The 18,605-nt window shown below is 50.3% G+C and carries 20 protein-coding genes; 17 read left to right on the plus strand and 3 right to left on the minus strand.

From position 1 onward, the window contains the following. Nucleotides 1-3: 3 nt before the first annotated feature. Together E1H14_RS04690 and gloB are read right to left on the minus strand one after the other, a co-directional pair. Nucleotides 4-1,206 carry a transglycosylase SLT domain-containing protein gene (locus E1H14_RS04690; RefSeq protein ID WP_149390307.1) on the minus strand — a complete coding sequence of 401 codons (1,203 nt, stop codon included), beginning with the start codon at nucleotides 1,204-1,206 and terminating at the stop codon, nucleotides 4-6. Between the two features lie 63 nt (nucleotides 1,207-1,269). Next, nucleotides 1,270-2,049 (minus strand): hydroxyacylglutathione hydrolase, encoded by a 780-nt coding sequence (gene gloB, locus E1H14_RS04695; RefSeq protein ID WP_149390308.1) that lies wholly within the window; start codon nucleotides 2,047-2,049, stop codon nucleotides 1,270-1,272. Between the two features lie 110 nt (nucleotides 2,050-2,159). Between gloB and E1H14_RS04700 the strand changes: the two genes are divergently transcribed. The 4 genes from E1H14_RS04700 to nudC are packed head-to-tail and all read left to right on the plus strand — an operon-like array spanning nucleotide 2,160 to nucleotide 4,726. Next, the gene (locus E1H14_RS04700; protein ID WP_149390309.1) at nucleotides 2,160-2,951 is read left to right on the plus strand and encodes a class I SAM-dependent methyltransferase; all 792 of its coding nucleotides are present in this window, start codon (nucleotides 2,160-2,162) and stop codon (nucleotides 2,949-2,951) included. Then, a complete protein-coding gene (rnhA, locus tag E1H14_RS04705) occupies nucleotides 2,948-3,391 on the plus strand; it encodes a ribonuclease HI (protein ID WP_149390310.1) in 444 nt (147 codons plus the stop codon). Before E1H14_RS04700 ends, rnhA begins: the two co-directional genes overlap by 4 nt. Nucleotides 3,392-3,393: 2 nt before the next feature. After that, complete coding sequence (gene dnaQ, locus E1H14_RS04710; protein WP_149390311.1) at nucleotides 3,394-4,143, plus strand: DNA polymerase III subunit epsilon; 750 nt, start codon at nucleotides 3,394-3,396, stop codon at nucleotides 4,141-4,143. Continuing rightward, nucleotides 4,127-4,726 carry an NAD(+) diphosphatase gene (gene nudC / locus E1H14_RS04715; RefSeq protein ID WP_149390312.1) on the plus strand — a complete coding sequence of 200 codons (600 nt, stop codon included), beginning with the start codon at nucleotides 4,127-4,129 and terminating at the stop codon, nucleotides 4,724-4,726. Before dnaQ ends, nudC begins: the two co-directional genes overlap by 17 nt. A gap of 52 nt (nucleotides 4,727-4,778) precedes the next feature. Here nudC and E1H14_RS04720 read toward each other — a convergent pair whose 3' ends face one another. Further along, nucleotides 4,779-5,108 carry an SCP2 sterol-binding domain-containing protein gene (locus tag E1H14_RS04720; RefSeq protein WP_200834033.1) on the minus strand — a complete coding sequence of 110 codons (330 nt, stop codon included), beginning with the start codon at nucleotides 5,106-5,108 and terminating at the stop codon, nucleotides 4,779-4,781. Nucleotides 5,109-5,204: 96 nt separating this feature from the next. Here E1H14_RS04720 and sohB point away from each other — a divergent pair, with 96 nt between their 5' ends. From sohB to zorA, 13 genes are all read left to right on the plus strand, one after another. Next, entirely contained in the window at nucleotides 5,205-6,275 is a 1,071-nt protein-coding gene (gene sohB, locus E1H14_RS04725; protein ID WP_200834034.1) for a protease SohB, read from the plus strand. Between the two features lie 97 nt (nucleotides 6,276-6,372). Then, nucleotides 6,373-7,029: a TetR/AcrR family transcriptional regulator gene (locus tag E1H14_RS04730; RefSeq protein ID WP_149390313.1), complete on the plus strand. Its 657-nt coding sequence runs from the start codon at nucleotides 6,373-6,375 to the stop codon at nucleotides 7,027-7,029. Further along, a complete protein-coding gene (locus E1H14_RS04735; RefSeq protein WP_149390314.1) occupies nucleotides 7,030-7,518 on the plus strand; it encodes a L,D-transpeptidase in 489 nt (162 codons plus the stop codon). A gap of 4 nt (nucleotides 7,519-7,522) precedes the next feature. Beyond that, a complete protein-coding gene (gene nagZ, locus E1H14_RS04740) occupies nucleotides 7,523-8,545 on the plus strand; it encodes a beta-N-acetylhexosaminidase (RefSeq protein ID WP_149390315.1) in 1,023 nt (340 codons plus the stop codon). A gap of 33 nt (nucleotides 8,546-8,578) precedes the next feature. Continuing rightward, nucleotides 8,579-10,303, plus strand: coding sequence for a thiol reductant ABC exporter subunit CydD (gene cydD / locus E1H14_RS04745; RefSeq protein ID WP_149390316.1), 1,725 nt, complete (start codon nucleotides 8,579-8,581; stop codon nucleotides 10,301-10,303). Further along, nucleotides 10,296-11,957, plus strand: coding sequence for a heme ABC transporter ATP-binding protein/permease CydC (gene cydC / locus E1H14_RS04750; protein ID WP_149390317.1), 1,662 nt, complete (start codon nucleotides 10,296-10,298; stop codon nucleotides 11,955-11,957). Before cydD ends, cydC begins: the two co-directional genes overlap by 8 nt. Next, nucleotides 11,957-13,534, plus strand: coding sequence for an HDOD domain-containing protein (locus E1H14_RS04755; RefSeq protein ID WP_149390318.1), 1,578 nt, complete (start codon nucleotides 11,957-11,959; stop codon nucleotides 13,532-13,534). Before cydC ends, E1H14_RS04755 begins: the two co-directional genes overlap by 1 nt. A 17-nt stretch (nucleotides 13,535-13,551) precedes the next feature. Continuing rightward, the gene (locus E1H14_RS04760) at nucleotides 13,552-14,352 is read left to right on the plus strand and encodes an amidohydrolase (RefSeq protein WP_149390319.1); all 801 of its coding nucleotides are present in this window, start codon (nucleotides 13,552-13,554) and stop codon (nucleotides 14,350-14,352) included. A gap of 11 nt (nucleotides 14,353-14,363) precedes the next feature. Further along, nucleotides 14,364-14,795 (plus strand): thioredoxin TrxC, encoded by a 432-nt coding sequence (gene trxC, locus E1H14_RS04765; protein WP_149390320.1) that lies wholly within the window; start codon nucleotides 14,364-14,366, stop codon nucleotides 14,793-14,795. Nucleotides 14,796-14,872: 77 nt separating this feature from the next. Next, a complete protein-coding gene (gene cobB, locus E1H14_RS04770; protein WP_235017383.1) occupies nucleotides 14,873-15,586 on the plus strand; it encodes a Sir2 family NAD+-dependent deacetylase in 714 nt (237 codons plus the stop codon). Nucleotides 15,587-15,701: 115 nt separating this feature from the next. Further along, complete coding sequence (locus E1H14_RS04775) at nucleotides 15,702-15,980, plus strand: ASCH domain-containing protein (RefSeq protein WP_149390322.1); 279 nt, start codon at nucleotides 15,702-15,704, stop codon at nucleotides 15,978-15,980. 33 nt (nucleotides 15,981-16,013) lie between these two features. Beyond that, nucleotides 16,014-16,409, plus strand: a complete 396-nt coding sequence (locus E1H14_RS04780; protein ID WP_149390323.1) for a hypothetical protein — start codon at nucleotides 16,014-16,016, stop codon at nucleotides 16,407-16,409. A 10-nt stretch (nucleotides 16,410-16,419) separates the two neighbouring features. Further along, a complete protein-coding gene (zorA, locus tag E1H14_RS04785; RefSeq protein ID WP_149390324.1) occupies nucleotides 16,420-18,555 on the plus strand; it encodes an anti-phage ZorAB system protein ZorA in 2,136 nt (711 codons plus the stop codon). The last annotated feature ends 50 nt before the right edge of the window (nucleotides 18,556-18,605 follow it).

Here is an 18,605-nt window from a genome sequence, read left to right on the forward strand (position 1 = left end):
GTCTTAACCTGGCCCTGATCCTGAAGGTTTGAGTGCGATCCGGTCAGATGCGGCGGGTACCAGTAGAGTTTGTCCCACACGTAGCTGATGGGGCTGGATACGATTTGTTGTCTGTAAGACTTGAACCGTTGTATTAAAGCGACGTGCGAGGGCACCGAGTGTATCACCGGATTTAATGGTGTAGCTGGCAAAGTTGACGCGTTCTTCATCCGGCAGGGACTCAAGCGCTTGTTGTAACTGCTCAGCTTGCTCAACCGGAACCAATAAACGATGCGGACCTTCAGGTGCGGTGGCCCAACGACTGAAACCAGGATTTAATTGTTTGAGTTCATCCAGATCGATTTCGGCCAATTCGGCGGCTTGTTTAAGGTCAACCTGGCCACCGGTCTCCACCTCAGCGAAGTAGGGTTCAGCAGGGATATCCGCTAGCTCCAAACCATAGTCCTCGGCATCACGGATCATACGTGCCGTCGCGAGGAGCTTGGGCACATAATTCATGGTCTGCTGTGGCAGATTGAGTGACCAGAAATCGATTGGCAGGTTACGTGCTTGATTGTATTCGATGGCGCGCGAGACGGTGCCGCCGCCGGCGTTATAAGCCGCCAGTGTCAGTAACCAATCCCCGCCAAACTGCTCGTTGAGTTGGGAAAGATAGGTTAAAGCCGCGTCGGTGGAGGCAACGATGTCACGGCGTGCGTCATACCACCAGTTGTTCTCTAGACCAAAATGCTTGGCGGTTCCGGGAATAAACTGCCAGGGACCGGCGGCGTTAGAGGGGGAGAGAGCATAGGGGTTGTAACCACTTTCGATCACGGGAAGCAGAGCCACTTCCGCCGGCATGCCACGCTCAATCACCTGATCCAGAACATAGTAGTAATACGGCAGCGCCTGCTCGCTGACATTCGTCAAGTGCTGGGGATGTTTGGCCAACCAGGCAAAGTGCTGCTCAATACGCAGATCATTCAGATCTAATTCCAAACCCAAATGGGTACGTGTTAAGGACCAAAGATCCGAAATCTCGTCCTCTTCGCTTTGCTGCTGTAAATGCGCAAAGCGAGCCATCCGTGCTTGGATCAGGAGTGCACTGTGCTTGTCCAGTCGATCATGCTGATGCAGCTGAGTGTGCGTCTGTTGCGGGGCGCTACTACAGCCCGAGAGCACGAGAGCGCAGGTGAGTGCGAGTGTGCTGAGTCGTTGCTTCGTCATTCCGTAACCTGAATCTGAATATAATCTGAACCGTGATTCTAACAAGTGAAGTCGCGCCTGTAATTAAAAAGCGTTCTTCCACTCCCGCAGTTGTGCCAGGATGGCGTCAGCCTTCTCGACTTCCCGACCCGCATGTAAAGCCACGGCGTGCCGCACGGCGGCTTCACGAGTACGCATGAAAGGGTTGATCTTTTTTTCCAGGCCTATACTGGAAGGGAGAGTCGGATGACCTTCGGCTCTGAGCGCTTGGCAGCGCTTCAGGGTCTGTTGTATCTCTGGATTTTCAGGTTCAACAGCTTGTGCAAAGGCAAGGTTAGATAGGGTGTATTCATGGGTGCAGGCCACGCGGGTTTGATCCGGCAACTGAGCAAAATAATCCATTGCGGCCAGCATCTGCTGGGCTGTGCCTTCAAACAAACGTCCGCATCCGGCCATAAACAGCGTGTCGCCGCAGAGAAGTAAGTCAGCCTCTGCGGAGTAGTAACTGATATGATCCAGAGTGTGCCCAGGCACCGCTTGAATTTGAAACTGAGTCTCCAGTAAATAGATTAGGTCACCCTGATGTAAGGGTTGGGTAATACCGGAGAAAGGAGAGTTGTCGGGACCATAGACAGGGCATTGCCATTGCGCCTGTAAGCTGGCCACACCCCCGGTATGATCCGCATGGTGGTGGGTGATCAAGATAGCATGGAGCTGACAGCCCTGATCTTCGAGCCACTGGCTGAGACTCGCGGCGCAGCCGGGATCCACGGCGACCACAGGGCAATTCAGCGCCGGTGAGCGTGCCGACAGTACCCAAATATAATTATCCTGAAAAGCTGGAACTGGAGTTAGGTGTAACATGTCATCTCCAAGCAAGGTCTAGGCAATTAGGCTTGATTCTACTCAAGTTGACTGGGGTTGTTTAGCCTTGCAATGTTTAGAAAAACTTTAGGTTTGCAGAAGGAGCCGCTATGAAACTCTCTCGAACCGCTGGCCGAGCGGTTTCTGATTCTGACGCCTGCTTGACCAACGAATTGGCGGATTGGTTCCAGTCCTCTCTCGGGCAGGCGGTTTTTGCGGCAGAAGAGGCGCTCTTAGCCGATATTTTGCCGCAGCTGTTTGGTTATCATCTGGTGCAGATCGGTTGTCTGGCGCATCTTGATCTGCTCAAACACTCACCGATCCCACACAAAATTCATTTATCGCCGAAGATGCAGTTAGGCTTGGATGCGCATGCGGTGGTCGCGCGTCCTGAGGAGCTGCCTCTGCAATCCCAGGCTTTGGATGCGGTACTTTTGCATCATGCCTTGGATTTTAGTAATGATCCGCACCAGGTCTTACGTGAAGCGGCACGTGTTTTACGCCCGGGCGGACATTTGCTGATTCTAGGCTTTAATCCCTTAAGCTTTTGGGGCGTGTGCCGTTGGCGACGACGCGAGCAGGCGCCCTGGAATGCCCAGGCGCTGAGTCATCATCGTCTGCATGATTGGTTGCGCTTATTGGAACTTACGGAGCTGAAGTCAGAGACGGCGTTTTATCTACCCTTGCTGGCTTCAGAGTCTTGGCGAGCACGCTTGAACTTTCTGGAGAGCTGGACCGCGAACAGCTTATTACCCTCAGGTGCGGTGCTTTTGATTTGGGCACGTAAGGATGTCGGTGGCATGACGCCCTTAAAACCGGCCTGGAAAACACGTAAACTCATCGCTTTTCCCCTCGCCGAACCGACGGCGCGAAATAAATCTGCCCGAGGAAAGTCTGTGTGACACCCGTTGAAATCTTTACGGACGGTGCCTGTAAAGGCAATCCCGGCCCTGGTGGCTGGGGTGCCTTGTTGCGCTTTAATCAGCAAGAAAAAGAGTTGTGGGGGGGCGCGGCTGAGACCACAAACAATCGTATGGAGATGACCGCGGCCGTCGAAGCTTTAAAAGTTTTAAAGCGCCCTTGTCATGTCATTCTGACAACGGATTCTGAATATTTGCGTAAAGGTATCACGCAATGGTTAGCCGGATGGAAGCGTAATGGTTGGAAAACTGCGAGTAAGCAGCCGGTCAAGAATGCCGATCTTTGGCAAGCATTGGATCTGCTGGTCAAACAGCATCAGATTGAGTGGCGTTGGGTAAAAGGCCATAGCGGACATACGGAAAATGAGCGTGCCGACCAGTTAGCCAATCGTGGTGTTGATGAAATTCTGAAACGAGGCTGAGAATGCGTCAGATTATTTTAGATACGGAAACCACCGGTATAGATCCGGAGCAGGGGCACTACATTATTGAGATAGGTTGCGTGGAGATGGCCCAGCGGCGCCTCACCGGTGAAACCTTTCATCAATACATTCGCCCTGAACGTGAAGTCGAAGAAGAGGCGATGCGTGTACACGGAATTACCAATGAATTTTTGGCCGACAAGCCTCTGATCGCCGAGATTCTGCCTGGATTTATTGAGTTTGTTCGCGGAGCGGAACTGATCATCCACAACGCAGCCTTTGATATAGGGTTCTTGAACGCAGAGTTGGCCCGTAATGGTTATGCAGAACGTATGCAGGATATCTGCCCTAAGGTGACCGACTCACTGTTGCTGGCGCGGAAAAAATACCCAGGGCAAAAAAATAACCTAGATGCACTCTGTCGACGTTTTGGTATCGAGCACTTTGATCGTGATCTGCACGGCGCTCTGCTCGACTCCAAAATTCTGGCGGAAGTCTATCTGCTACTCACCGGTGGCCAAACGGCTTTGCAATTAGGCCAGGGCGATGATGAGGGTGAGGAGGGCGTGAGCCGTAAACGTCCGGTGCGTGCGGATCTGGTGCTACCGGTTTTAAAAGCGGATGCGGCTGAGTTGGCGGCACATGCTGCATTTTTGCAGATGTTGGAGAAAAAATCTGGGGGCGATTGTCTGTGGCAGCAGTTAGAGGCCGCGCCCGTCGCTGAGGAGTCGAACCATGCCGAACATCACTGAACAGTCCTTACGTCAGGCCTTATCTCAGGCAGATGAGCAGGAATATCTGCGCCTCTCGCGCGAATCTCAGCTGCAACGCTGGCATGAGCGGCATCGATTTTGTGCGCTCTGTTCTGGGACTTTGCAGCCACATAACGAAGATGAAGCTTTAGCCTGCCGTGTTTGTGGGCATCTGCACTATCCACCTGTATCCCCCTGCGTTTTAGTCTTGGTTGCGCATCAGGGGCGTTGTTTGTTGGCTCATGCGGCTAAGTTTAGTGGTCGACGCTTTAGTGCCTTGGCCGGGTTTATCGAGCCGGGGGAAAGTGCCGAGCAAGCGGTCAAACGAGAGGTGATGGAAGAAGTGGGTATTCAGGTGAAAAATATCCGTTACTTTGCCAGCCAGTCTTGGCCCTTTCCTCATGCGTTGATGTTAGGCTTTTTTGCCGAGTATGAAAGCGGTGAGATCGAGCCGGATGGAATCGAAATCTTGGAGGCAGACTGGTTCACACCTGACGCGCTTCCGGAGGATTTGCCGCCCGAGTTCACCTTGTCGCGACAACTCATCCAGGCCTTTGTGCAGGGGCACACGCCAGGTGCGTAAACCCGCGGGCTCTTCAAGGCTTAAGTGCTTCAGGGCTTAAGCTCTTCAGGGTTTAACTTGCCGCGCTGAAGAGCTTGCCTAGGCGAGTGGCCAGCATGACATTGCCCTCAGCACGCAACTGGCCTTTCATAAAGGCACTCATGCCATCTTGCTCACCGCTGATGACTCGCAACAGCGTGGCTTCATCCATAAATAGGGTGATGCTGGGATCAGGATGCGTGCCTAAATGTGTTTGGCACTGGCTGGCCTGAATCTGGATAAAAAAAGCATCGGCATCCTCGAGTTCAAACTGAAACACCGCCTGGAGATCACCGGCATGTGAGGCGTTAAAACGGCTAGGCAGTTTTTCGATAACTTTGGAAAGCGTGATATTTACGTGCATGGAAAGATCCGAGGGTTCAAGAATCGACGAATATGGTACATTAGCGCGCCGTGAAAACGAACCCGCCGAGGCGGACGGTAACAACTGGAGAGAAGAGTGATCGAATTTTTATCGCAGTATGGTTTGTTTTTAGCCAAAACCCTCACCTTGGTCTTTGCCATTCTGTTGGTGGTGGCTGTGATCGTCATGCTCGCATCTAAGCGCCGTCAGCATCAGCATGAGGGACACATTGAGGTTAAAAGTCTCAATGATCGTTATGAAGAGATGCTGCAAACCATGGAGGATGCGATCCTCGATGAGTGGCAGATTAAACAAAAGATTAAAGAAGAAAAAAAGCGCGATAAAGAAGACGCGAAAGCACGCAAAAAAGCGGCAAAAGAGGGGCGTGATGACGAAGAGGAGCGCAAGCGCGTCTACGTACTCAATTTTGACGGCGATATGGCGGCGTCCGAAGTCGATTTTCTGCGGGAAGAGATCACCGCTGTACTGGCGATCGCACGTCCAGAGAAGGATGAGGTGGTGCTGCGGTTAGAGAGCCCCGGTGGCATGGTACACGGTTATGGACTGGCGGCGTCGCAGCTGGAACGTTTGCGCCGTAAAAATATTCCTTTGACCATCTGTGTCGACAAGGTGGCCGCCAGCGGGGGGTATATGATGGCGTGTATTGCCAATCGCTTGGTCGCAGCGCCTTTTGCTGTGTTGGGTTCGATCGGTGTGGTGGCACAGATGCCGAATTTTCATCGTCTCTTAAAAAAGCATGATATTGACTATGAAGTGCTGACGGCCGGTGAATATAAACGCACCTTGACTGTGTTTGGTGAGAACACTGAGAAAGGTCGTGAAAAGTTCATTGAAGAGCTGGAAGAAACGCATCATCTTTTTAAAGATTTTGTCGCTGAGTATCGCCCTGAGTTGGCTTTAGATGAAGTGGCGACCGGTGAAATCTGGTATGGCCGTCAAGCGTTGGCGAAAAAACTGGTCGATGACTTAATGACCAGTGATGAATACTTAACGGAGATCAGTCAAAACGCCGATCTTTTTGAAGTGCGTTATGAAGAGAAAAAAGGCCTGCAGGAGCGTTTAGGGCAGTTCGCGGTAGAAGGATCTGATCGTTTGATGTTGCGTTGGTGGCAGCGTTTGACGGCTCCTGCGCGTAAGGGTTTCTGATCAAAGATGACACTCAGAACACAAGGCGTATAATAAGTTAAGTTTTAAACATCAGTTCAGATTTGCTTTGCACCGGCCCTGAGACAGGAGATTTGTAATGAAGCGTCGTGCGGATACCGCGACAAGGATCATACAAGCGGCTGAGTCCTTGTTTGCTGAGCAGGGCTTTAATGAAACGACCATGCGCCAGATTACAGCGGTTGCCGAGGTGAATCTGGCTGCCGTGAACTACCACTTCCGTTCTAAACAGGGTTTGGTGAACGCAGTCTGTGAGCGTTTGATGGAGCCTTTGTGTGATTATATTGAAAAAGCCCTCGACGAGCGTCTAAGCAGTGGTCTGGCGGTGAGCCTGGATGAACTCTTGGAAATGCTGATGCGCGCTTTGCTCAGTGTCAGTCATATCAACAGTCACTCGCTGGCGGTGTTTATGCGCTTGCTGGAACTGGCGTACATGAAAAACCAGGAAGAGTTGCGTGAGTTTTTTATCACTCAATATGCGCCGCGACTGGAGAAATATTTGCAGTGTTTAAGATTGGATGCTGCGCCGATGGAGGACAATGAGTTTTTCTGGCGCCTGCATTTTATGTTGGGATCGGTCATCTTTACGCTCTCCAATTACCATATGCTGCTGACATTGGAGAAGAAGAGTTTTCAGGGTAATGTTGAGATTGAACAGATCTTACATCGCATGATTCCTGTCCTCAGTGCCGGATTACAAGCGCGCGCTGAAAAAGCCTACTTTTGCCGTCTCTGAATGTCCCCTCTAACGCTGCAGATCTCCATCGGCCAACAATTGTTGTCCCTGAATCAGGGCTCAGAATTGCTGCGTGTTTGGCCTATCTCCAGCGCACTCAATGGCGTGGGTAATCATAAAGGCTCGGGCTGTACGCCTCTGGGTGAACACTATATTCGTGCCAAGATCGGTGCGGGGTTACCTGAGGGCGCGGTATTGGTTGGGCGGCGTTTCACCGGCGAAATTTACACACCGGAGTTGGCGAGTGCTTATCCCGAAAGAGACTGGATTTTGACCCGCATTCTTTGGTTAAGCGGTCGGGAAAAAGGGGTGAATCGTCTCGGTGCCGTTGATACTTTTCAGCGTTATATCTACATCCACGGCACACCCGACAGCGAACCTATGGGAGTAGCGCGCTCTCATGGCTGCATTCGTATGCGTAATCAGGATTTAATTGAACTATTTGAATTAGTGTGTCCCGGAACACCGGTGACCCTGACAGCAGAGTAAACCTATGACTTCAGGCGTATTGATGTTGGATCTGCTCAGCACCGAGCTGAGTGAAGAAGAAGCTCGTCTTTTGCAGTCTCCAGAAGTAGGGGGCTTGATTCTTTTTAGTCGTAACTACCGTGATCCAGAACAGCTACGCGCCTTAATGGCATCGATTCGTGCCTTGCGCCCGGATCTTTTAGTGGCTGTGGATCAGGAGGGGGGGCGTGTACAGCGTTTCCGCGAAGGTTTTACGCGTTTACCTGCGATGTCGGTATTGGGGCAGCTGTATCAACAGGATGTGGCGTTGGCCGAAAAGAGCGCGCATGAACTGGGCTGGTTGATGGCCAGTGAGTTGCGAGCTTTTGATATCGATATCAGTTTTGCGCCCGTGTTAGATCTAGATTGGCAGCAAAGTGAAGTGATCGGCAACCGTGCCTTTGCGGCCCTGCCTGAACAGGTGACTGCCCTGGCGGGTGCGTTTATGCGGGGGATGCATGAAGCCGGTATGGCTGCGACCGGGAAGCATTTCCCTGGACATGGTTGGGTCGAAGCGGATTCTCACCTGGAGCTACCACAGGATCACCGCAGCGCAGCAGAACTTAATACGGACATGCAGCCCTTTGCGCAACTGATTACTCAGGGGTTGGATGCGATCATGCCAGCGCATGTGGTCTACACACAGCTTGATTCTCAGCCTGCGGGTTTCTCATCTTATTGGTTACAAGAAGTCTTGCGCCAACGCTTAGGTTTTAACGGCGTGATTTTTAGTGATGATTTGACGATGGAAGGCGCCAGCCTGGCAGGCAGTTATCCCGAGCGCTGTCAGCAAGCCTTACAAGCCGGTTGTGATATGGTGCTCGTGTGTAACCAGCGCCAGCCGGCCTTAGAGGTGCTGGCGTATTTGCAGACGCTCGCGGACAGCGTCACACTTCCGGCGCGTCAGCGTTTGCAGCGGATGCGTGGTCGTAAGCTGAACACAGATGTCGAGCGTTTATCGGCGGCACAGCAACTGGCTGCGAGTCTCTGTCAACAGGCTCAAGTCTAATTCCAACGGCAAAAACAAATAGGTAAACAGCCCATGCAACACTTGTCGCGAGAGGTGGCGCGTGCGAAGTCGCGTTGGCTCAAGCAGTTGGTCGCCGCCGATCAACGTTGGTTGAGGTTAAGTTTGATTGCCGCGCTTGCCGCGGGTTTGTTATTGATTTTGCAAGCCCATCTGTTAGCGCGTGCCGTGGATGCTACCCTCTTTCATCAGGCTCAACTTAGTGATTTAACGCCGCTGTTGTGGTTATTAGTTGTGGCGTTGCTGTTACGTGCCGCCTTGGGTGTAGTGCGAGAGTGGAGTGGGCAAAAAGCCTCGGTGGCGGTGCGCGAACGCCTGCGTAATCAATTGTTGGCGCGTTTAGCGGCTCTGGGGCCGGCCTACACTCAGAGTCAGCGCAGTGGGGAAATTTCCAGCCTGATCATTGAGCAGGTTGAGGCACTGGATGGTTTTATCGCACGTTATTTGCCACAGATGGCTTTGGCGTCTTTACTGCCTCTGGTCATCCTGGCTTTTGTCCTGCCGGTGAACTGGGCGGCAGCGTTAATTTTCCTGTTTACCGCGCCATTGATCCCGTTGTTTATGGCCTTAGTGGGTATTAAGGCAGCCGATGCCAATCGTCGGAATTTCCGTGCTTTGGCGCGCTTAAGTGCTTATTTCTTGGATGTGGTGCAGGGCTTAAGTACGCTGAAGCACTTTTCGCGTAGCCGTGAGCAGACCCAGATCATCGCAGCCAATGCAGAAGAGTTTCGTGTCCGCACCATGCAGGTGTTGCGTTTGGCGTTTTTATCCTCTGCGGTGTTGGAGTTTTTTGCCTCAGTTTCAATTGCCATCCTCGCAGTTTACCTGGGCTTTAGTTTTCTCGGCTTGCTTGATTTTGGCAGTTGGGGGCAGGGTGTCACGCTTTACCATGCCCTGTTTATTTTGATTCTGGCGCCTGAGTTTTATCAGCCTTTACGTGAATTAGGCACTCACTATCATGCTAAGCAGGAAGCGGTGGCTGCTTCAGAGCGCTTGATGGATTTATTGCAAGAAGCGGAAACTATGCAAAGCAGTGGGCAGCGCCAGCTTCCCGCTGTGGCGCTCGATTTAACCTTGGAAAATATCAGTTTCCGTTATAGTGCTCATGGCGCCTGGGTGCTGGATCAATTCTCGCTGCATGTGCCGGCCGGGGAAACGCTCGCGCTGGTTGGGCCGAGCGGTGTGGGTAAATCGACGGTTTTAAATCTACTGGCCGGTTTTAATCAGGTGGAAAGGGGGGAGGTGCGTATTGCCGGTATCCCATTAGCCGAGTTAGAGCGTGCCAGTTGGATGGGTGCCCTCTCTTGGATTAGCCAGCAGACGGTGCTTTTCCCAGGTAGCCTGCGCGATAACCTGTTACTGGCCAATCCTCACGCGGATGATGCGGCCCTCTGGCGCGCCTGTGATCTGGCTCAAGCCAGTGAGTTTATCCACCCGCTGCCGCAAGGCTTGGACACCCCCGTTGCCGAAGCTGGGCAGGGCTTTTCCGGTGGGCAATTACAACGTTTAGCTCTGGCGCGAGCATTCTTACGCGATGCTCCCGTGGTGCTGCTCGATGAACCCACAGCCAGCTTGGATGCTGAAAGTGAAGCGAAAGTCTTGCAGGCGCTTAAGCAGCTCTGTGTTGGGCGCACCGTTTTGTTGGTGACGCATCGTCCCAGTACCCAAGCACTGGCTGATCGTGTGGTGAGTTTAGCCGCGCCCCTAGGTGCAGACGAGGAGGGTGTAAGAGATGTCTGAATTAAAACCTTTTCTTGGCTTGTTGCGCCGTCATCAAGGTTGGGTGCTGTTAGGCAGCTTTCTCGGTTTATTAACGCTCTTCTCCAGCATAGGCTTGCTTACCCTGTCCGGATGGTTTATTTCCGCGACGGCTCTGGCCGGTGTGACGCTGGCCAGCGCGCAAGCGTTTAATTATTTGACGCCAGGAGGGGGGGTGCGAGGCTTTGCGATTGCACGGACGGCCGGGCGTTATTTCGAACGTGTGACCACTCATGAAGCGACTTTCCGTGTTTTGGCGGAGTTGCGCAGCTGGTTTTATGCGCATCTTGAACCGCTCAATCCTGCGCGCTTACGCCATTATCGCTCAGCCGATCTGTTAAGTCGGATCACTAGTGATATTAATGCATTGGATAATCTCTATCTTCGTGTTTTATCACCCAGTGCGATCGCCCTGATCACTAGCCTTCTGGTGGCGGGCTTTATGGCTTGGATCCATGCCTCGCTTGGATTTTTACTCTTAGGTGCCCTATTGCTGGCTGGATTTGGAGTGCCTTGGCTCGGTTATCTTTGGGCCGGTCAGCGCGGTGCTGAGCAGGTACAACTCAGTGCGCATTTGCGTGCACGAACGCTGAGTTATGTGCAAGGTATGACCGAGCTGCATGTCTATGCTGCGCTGGAGAGAGAGCAGCAGGCCTTAGCGCAAACGCAGAACGATTGGTTGCGCTTACAGCAGCAGATGAGTTTGATCAGTGGCGTGACATCGGCCTTGATGACCCTGGCGGCAGGTCTGACAACTTTTGCTGCCTTGGCGATCGCAATTGAGCTGGTCAGTTCAGAGAATCTAGCACCGGCCTGGCTGGCGCTGGTGGTGTTTTGTGTCCTCGCCAGCTTTGAAGCGATTGCGCCCTTGCCTTTGGCCTATCAATATTTGGGAAAAACACGTGCGGCCGCGCGTAATCTTTTGGAGATTACCCAGCAGCGCAGTGATATTTCCTTTCCCGACACGCGCGTCAATCCACCTGACCCCGGCCAAATCGAATGGTCTGCCGTCAATTTTGCGTATGAAGGGCGTGAGGTTCTTCAGGATTTTACACTTCAGATCGCCGCTGGAGAGAAGCTGGCGATCACGGGCCATACCGGGAGTGGTAAGAGTACATTGATCAATCTGCTGACGCGCTTTTGGGAAGCGCAAAGCGGTGAGATCCGGCTCGGCGGTGTGCCACTGAATCACTATCCGCAAGAGCAGTTGCGTGAGCAGATGGCAATTTTATCTCAGCCGGTGCAACTCTTTGCCGGCAGCGTGCGTGATAATCTGCGTTTGGCAGGTGATGACATCAGTGATACTGAGATGTTGCAGTTACTGCAGCGTTTGGGGCTGGACACCATGCTTGGCAACGAAGGCTTGGACCGTGAAGTGGGTGAGGGCGGCAATCGTTTATCCGGTGGGCAGCGCAAACGCTTGGGCGTAGCGCGTGCGTTGTTGAAAAAAGCGCCTATTCTGATTTTAGATGAGCCTGCCGAAGGTTTGGATGCCCAGAGCGAAGCGCAGATGCTGGAAGTGGTCTTGTCCTATCGCCCAGAACAAACTCTGCTGCTGATTACGCACCATACTCAGCATTTGCAGGCATTTGATCGTGTCATACGTCTGGATCGTGGACGTTTAGTCGGAGTGTGATGGCATTGAAGTATCAGGAAACCCTGAATCGTGTGTATGCTCAGCTCGATCGTTTAGGTGATCTGCCCGTCTTTAGTGCTACGGTAAACCACATTCGTCAAATCAGCAGCTCCAGTGATACGGATGCAATGTCTTTGGCGATTGCGGTGATGAAGGATCCAAATCTCACGACCAAACTGTTGCGTCTGGCCAACTCCAGCGAATTTAACCGTGGTGGCACCAAGGTCACTGCGGTGTCGCGCGCAGTGGTGCTGATCGGTTTTGAACGTATCCGTAACCTGTGTATGACGCTGAAGTTGATTGAAAGCTTTGGTGAGAAAGAACCCGGCACTCAGGTAGAGGATCTTCTCGTCGCCGCGGTATTAAATGCGGCGACAGCACGTGATATGGCGATCAGTGCCGGGGTTTTGGATATCGAAGAAACCTATATCTGCGGTCTGCTTTTTGGCCTGGGGGAGATCGTTGTCGCCTTCACCCTGCCGGAGCTGTATCGCGAGATGTTACAGCAGCGCAAACAGGGCTTGTATAGCTGGACATGCATTCAGCAACAAGCCTTAGGTGGGCAGTTTGTGACGCTCGGACGAGATCTGATCCAGACTTGGGGCTTTGCCAAGAGTGTGGTGAATACGCTGCGGACTGAGGAGCTGGTCGGGCAGAGCAGCGCGCAAGAGCAGCTTAATCATAAAATTGTTTCCGGTTGTTATGAGCTGTTTGAGCAGATTTACCATCGCTCCGAACAGGTTACGGGGGAAGAGTATAATCAACAGCTGAGTGCGCTGTCGGAAGCCTGTCGTTTGCCGGAGGAACGTGTTGAAACCCTGTTGGGCGAATCGGTGCGTTTGTTATGTGAGCATATCGAAGAGTATGGCCTCTCACATAAGTCCTTAATTCCACCCGTTAAAGCCAGCGGCAATGAACAGTTAGACGAAGTCACCCGCAAATTAGCCTTTTATCTGCATTCACGCCAAGACCAGCAGAAGCAGAAAAAAGTTTATGAAGTCGAAAAACATCACGAAGAACAAAAGCGAGCCTTAGATTTTGCCCAACAGCAGTTGGCTTATCTGGATAAGATGAGTGCGTTGATTAATGAAAAAGCCGCAGCGCCACGTGTCTTGGCCACCTGCGTTGAAGCGATTGAAGCCTCCAGCTCTTTAGAAAGAGTGGTGTTCTGTTTGGCCGGGCAGAAGGGCGATCAGCTCAAGGCTAAGCTGTTGGAGGGCGTGCAACTTGAACCGCTGCTCAGTTACTTCGATCTGGAACGTAGCCATCCGCAGAGTCGATTGTTTTTTCATATATTGGATCGAGGTGTCACCCTGTTGGTTGCGGATGCGCGTGATGTGGGTTGGCAACAACGTCTGCCACTGGAGTTTTTACAACAAGTCCGACCGAGTGGTCTGATCATTGCCCCCTTGATGGTGGCAGGCAAAGCGATCGGTCTGCTGTATGCAGATAAAACCGAAGACTCAGGTTTAATTGAAGACAGTGATTTTCGGGTCTTTAATCAATTTCTATTACAAAGTCGTTTAGCGCTGGAGTTGAGTAAAAGCTCAGGTGCCGACAAGCCCCTCAATACTTAATAAGAACGGAAAACGCGATGTCCGATTTACGTTTAACGCTGGTGCAAAGTGATTTGCGCTGGGAAGACCCACAAGAGAATTGTCACAACCTGGCATTGCAGCTTGCCGATCTCGATCACCACTCGACCGATCTCATTATCTTGCCGGAGATGTTTGCCACCGGCTTTACCATGAATTCGCGTGAAATGGCGCAGCCCTATGCGCAGAGCGAAGTGGTGGCCTGGATGCTTGAACAGGCACGCACACGGCAGGTGGTCATGGTCGGCAGTGTGGCGGTGGTGGAGCAGGGGCAGTATTTTAATCGGATGGTCTGGGCGCAGCCGGATGGTCAGTTACAGCATTATGATAAGCGCCATCTATTCCGCATGGCCGGTGAGCATGAACGTTATGCGATGGGCACTGAGCGTGTCATCCTAAACTGGAAAGGGTTTCGCATTCAGCTGTGTGTCTGTTACGACTTACGTTTCCCGGTTTGGTTGCGTCAACAGTCGTCACCTCAGCAGCCGTTTGAATATGACCTGTTACTCTGTGTCGCCAATTGGCCCGATCCGCGTCGCCATGCATGGCGCACCCTGTTACAAGCACGTGCCAGTGAGAATCTATGCTATGTCGCGGGTGTGAACCGCGTGGGGGATGATGCCAAAGGTAATCACTATACCGGAGATTCACTCCTGGTCGACTTCAGAGGTGAGTTGATCTGTGATCGGCCCATTAATCAGGCGTTTATTGCAACAGAAACCCTGAATCTAGAGGCACTTAAGGCTTTTCGTGAGGCATTTCCTGCCTGGCAGGATGCCGATGATTTTCAGATTCTTTAAGGAGATGAATGATGTCAGCCGCTCAAATCATAACCTGCCCCCATTGTCACCGTAAAAATCGTATCCCCGCAGAGCGTTCGCCCCAGCAAGGTCAGTGTGGTGCGTGTAAGCAGTCATTGTTTAATGGACAGCCGCTTGAGCTGAGTGTGCAAAATTTTGAAGCACATCTAAGCGCCGATCTGCCTTTGCTTGTCGATTTTTGGGCACCCTGGTGTGGCCCCTGTCGGCAATTCGCACCCATTTTCACGCAAGCCGCGACTGAAATGGAGCCTCAGGTGCGTTTGGCTAAAGTGGATACGGAAGCACAGCCTCAGTTGGCAACCCGTTTTGGCATCCGCAGCATCCCAACTCTGATTCTGTTCCGTCAGGGACAAGAGGTGGCACGTCTTTCCGGGGCGCTGCCACCGGCGCAGTTTAAGCAGTGGGTGCAGCAACATCTGTGAGGTTCACAGGAATGTGGATATTGAATGTCAGTAGGTTGTCAGCTGCTCATTAAATGGGTTGGCCTGAGGAGTGGAATATGAAACGTGTAGTGGTGTTGACCGGTGCCGGTATTTCAGCGGAATCGGGCATACAAACCTTTCGTGATCAGAATGGACTTTGGGCGTCTCACGCCATTGAGGATGTGGCAACCCCCGAGGGTTTTGCCCGCAATCCGGCATTAGTACAAGCCTTTTACAACGCTCGGCGCGCACAACTGCAAGATCCCGAGATCCAACCGAATGCCGCACATTTGGCTCTGGCGGAGTTTGAAGCGCAGCTCTTGGCACTGGGCGGGGATTTTTTGTTGATTACGCAGAATGTAGATAACCTGCACCAGCGCGCCGGCACACAGAATCTTCTGCCCATGCATGGTGAATTGCAACGTGCGAAGTGTGTGCATAGCGGCCAGTCGATTCCTTGGTTTACTGATATTACTGAACAGGACTCTTGCCTCTGTTGTCAGCCGCCACAGCCCCTAAGACCTGATATTGTGTGGTTTGGCGAGATGCCCTATGCGATGCAGGAGTGCTATGACGCCCTCATGGATGCGGATGTGTTTATTTCCATCGGCACCTCGGGGCAGGTGTACCCTGCCGCAGGTTTTATGCAAATTGCACAGGAGCAGGGTGCCTTGACCGTTGAATTGAATCTGGAAGCGACCAGCCATCAGTTTGATCAGGGTGTTTATGGCCCAGCAACAGACGTGGTGCCAGCGTATTTGGATGAATTCTTGAAAGAGCTGAAATACTAAATCTTTGATGCCCCACTAAGAAAAACCCTAATTCAGTCTGCTTTGTTCGATGATGTTATTTTTTGCTTTGATGATTTTACTTGTTATTATTTATTCAATATAAGGATAAGCTAAATTGAGTAACGATGTCATTACACATGGCTTGATTATCGATACCCCTTGGATTGATTACATTGTTCAAGGAAAAAAGACTTGGGAAATGCGAACATCTCACTGTAATAAGCGTGGAAAAGTCGGCCTTATCAAGAAAGGCAGTAAGCAGGTTGTCGCAATTGCCGAAGTAATCTCTTCAGAAGGACCTTTAACGCTCAATCAGCTTCGAGACACGTTCGAGTTCCATCGCGTGCCTGAGCATATTATTTCGCGACCTGACTATAAATGGCATTTCGCATAGAAGCTAGAAAATGTAATCCCTCTGGATACACCTGTGCATTATGTTCATAAAAACGGTTCAGTGATATGGGTTGAACTTGATGAGCTTGCACAAAGCCAATTAAACCAGAACTCTGAATCACTAGTGTCGCTATCCCACACTGAGTTTCAAGATATTTCAGTTCGAACATTATCAGAAGCAAAAACACAAGATAATCCTAAAACTTTAGTGCCAATAGCCAGAGATGGGACATTCTTTTCGCCAGGCTTCTGTTCTAAAAACGGAATCTATACCGTTGGTGATAAAGGTGATGAAAAGAAGTTTCGAAATTTTGCTGAAGCTTTGGATTTTCTCAGTAAGATGCCGACAGCTCGCTGGCGCAGACCAAACCAAAATGGCAATTGGGGTATCGTTTCAGCTGTTGAATGGGTAGATTTAAGTTCACATTAAGGGAAGTACTATGTTGGATATACTTGGCCATCTTTGGCCTCAGTTTGAATTACTTGCGACACCAGGAATTCAAATTATGGAAATTGGTGTGTGGTTTTGGATATTTATGGTATCCATAACATTAATTTCGGTAGTTGCTGTAATTATTCATCGCTGGAACTGTTCTAAACGAGTATCTAGACTTATAAAGCTGATTGCAGCTGAAGATAAGCATTCGCTTGCTCAGAACCGTAAAGCTTTATTAGATAAAGCTGTTGACCAAGACCCAAAGGTAACGGGAGCTCTCTGGCGTGAATTTGATGAAAGTCTTGTCTATTCATCAGATAAAACAAAGCTATCAAATACGCTTGATGCGGAACATTTTTTTAATAGCAAAACCTTAGCCTATGGATTGACATCTAGTCGCTTACTTTCAGCTGCCCCAACATTTTTAACTGCAATTGGTGTATTAGGTACATTTGTTGGACTTACTCTGGGTCTAAAGGACCTTCAAGTTAATGCTGATGACGTTGATACATTGAAAGTGGGTGTATCGGCAATGATCAATGGTGCTGCTGTTGCGTTTATGACATCAGTATGGGGGGTAGGACTTAGTCTGTTTTTGAATATGTTTGAAAAGCTTTTCGAACGAGATGCACTTTCAAGTATACGAAAATTACAGCAAAAAATTGATTATCTTTTTCCACGGCTACCCGCTGAGCAATCACTAGTTCAGATTGCGACAGCGACGGAAGAAAGTAAAGAAGCATTGCAAGAGCTGCATGAGCGAATAGGCGATCGTCTGCAAGAGACTGTATCAGGTATGAGCGAAACGATGCAGCAGGCATTCACTGATGCACTTAACAATGTTATGGCACCCGCAATTCAAAAATTAGTTACTAATGCAAGTCAGCAATCAACAGATACTTTGCAGAAACTAGTTGAACAGTTCATGGATGGAATGAAAGCGGCTGGTATGGAGCAGGGTAAAAGAATGGAAGGAGCTGCTGGCGATGTAAAACTAGCTGTTGATGAAATGTCTACCAAGATGAATCAGCTATTTTCTCAGCTGAGTGAACAACAAAATAAAGCGCGTGAAAACACGGAAAACTCTGCAGCTAAATTTGCACAATTAGTTGAGAGAATGCGTTTAGACGCTGAAAGTCGACAAGCTTCTATGGAACAGCGATTTAATGACCTTATTAATAAAATGACATTAACAGTATCCGGTCATTTTGATAAAGCAAAAGAAGTTGATACTGAGCGAGCAGATGCTCACGCAAAGGTTCAGAAACAGTTATCTGAAGATATTGCACAAGCAATTGAACAATTCCGCAGTGTTTCTATAGATCAAATTGCAGCTATCACTCGTGCTGGTGAAGAACAGCAAAATAATACAAATCGGGCTTTTAAGACCACTTTAGAAGATCTTCAAAAGGTAATTGCGGAACATACCAGTGCATCTGATCAACGTGAATTGAATATCCAGGAACGTTTCCAGGGTCAAATGGAAAGCTTGATTAGTGAGCAACAACAATTACTTGGTGCTATAGCAAATGGCGCACAAAAAACTCAACAGCAAATGATAGAAATGGCAGATCAGCATAAATCATTAATGTTAGAACTGAAAAGTGTCACTGGTGCCATTGAGACTAGTAGCCAGAATATGCAAAGCAGCTCTTCGCAGCTGGGACTTCTATCCACTAATCTAAAGCAGGTAACAGATGTTTTAGATATTCGTTTGCAAGCAGTGACCGAAAGTCTAGAGAAAGCCTCGGATGAGAATGCCAATCTTGCAGGTCAAGTGATTGAACAGGCGACAGCTCTAAAACAGCTTCAAAATGAGTTAGCTGAAGCTGCCCAGCGTTTTGAAAAAGCAGCTTACAGTGCTGAAAGTGGTTTCAAGTTGATGGATCAACACCAAAAGGCATTTCTTGAAGGTATTAGTCGAGAGTTTCAATCTTTGGGGAAAACTTTGCAGGAGCAAGTTTCGGGGATTGAGAAACAAGCTGAAGAGTGGCTTCATAATTACTCAGATACGGTGAAGAACCAATTTGAAGATCGTATGGATCTATGGAATAAGTCTACTTTGCAGTTTGCCGACCAAATGCGTGTAACAGTCAGTGCTATTAGTGGGATAGTTGAAGATCTGGAGCAGCGAAAATAATGGCTCTGTTTAGGAAAGCACCTGCTCATGTAGATGAGGATAATCCATAC

It is taken from the genome of Nitrincola tapanii, from assembly GCF_008368715.1.
In the GTDB taxonomy this organism is placed as follows: domain Bacteria; phylum Pseudomonadota; class Gammaproteobacteria; order Pseudomonadales; family Balneatricaceae; genus Nitrincola; species Nitrincola tapanii.

Coding starts and splice junctions, on each gene's coding strand:
- E1H14_RS04690 (WP_149390307.1), bottom strand. CDS start 1,206: ATGACGAAGCAACGACTCAGCACACTCGCACTCACCTGCGCTCTCGTG.
- gloB (WP_149390308.1), bottom strand. CDS start 2,049: ATGTTACACCTAACTCCAGTTCCAGCTTTTCAGGATAATTATATTTGG.
- E1H14_RS04700 (WP_149390309.1), top strand. CDS start 2,160: ATGAAACTCTCTCGAACCGCTGGCCGAGCGGTTTCTGATTCTGACGCC.
- dnaQ (WP_149390311.1), top strand. CDS start 3,394: ATGCGTCAGATTATTTTAGATACGGAAACCACCGGTATAGATCCGGAG.
- nudC (WP_149390312.1), top strand. CDS start 4,127: ATGCCGAACATCACTGAACAGTCCTTACGTCAGGCCTTATCTCAGGCA.
- E1H14_RS04720 (WP_200834033.1), bottom strand. CDS start 5,108: ATGCACGTAAATATCACGCTTTCCAAAGTTATCGAAAAACTGCCTAGC.
- E1H14_RS04730 (WP_149390313.1), top strand. CDS start 6,373: ATGAAGCGTCGTGCGGATACCGCGACAAGGATCATACAAGCGGCTGAG.
- E1H14_RS04735 (WP_149390314.1), top strand. CDS start 7,030: ATGTCCCCTCTAACGCTGCAGATCTCCATCGGCCAACAATTGTTGTCC.
- nagZ (WP_149390315.1), top strand. CDS start 7,523: ATGACTTCAGGCGTATTGATGTTGGATCTGCTCAGCACCGAGCTGAGT.
- cydD (WP_149390316.1), top strand. CDS start 8,579: ATGCAACACTTGTCGCGAGAGGTGGCGCGTGCGAAGTCGCGTTGGCTC.
- cydC (WP_149390317.1), top strand. CDS start 10,296: ATGTCTGAATTAAAACCTTTTCTTGGCTTGTTGCGCCGTCATCAAGGT.
- E1H14_RS04755 (WP_149390318.1), top strand. CDS start 11,957: ATGGCATTGAAGTATCAGGAAACCCTGAATCGTGTGTATGCTCAGCTC.
- E1H14_RS04760 (WP_149390319.1), top strand. CDS start 13,552: ATGTCCGATTTACGTTTAACGCTGGTGCAAAGTGATTTGCGCTGGGAA.
- trxC (WP_149390320.1), top strand. CDS start 14,364: ATGTCAGCCGCTCAAATCATAACCTGCCCCCATTGTCACCGTAAAAAT.
- cobB (WP_235017383.1), top strand. CDS start 14,873: ATGAAACGTGTAGTGGTGTTGACCGGTGCCGGTATTTCAGCGGAATCG.
- zorA (WP_149390324.1), top strand. CDS start 16,420: ATGTTGGATATACTTGGCCATCTTTGGCCTCAGTTTGAATTACTTGCG.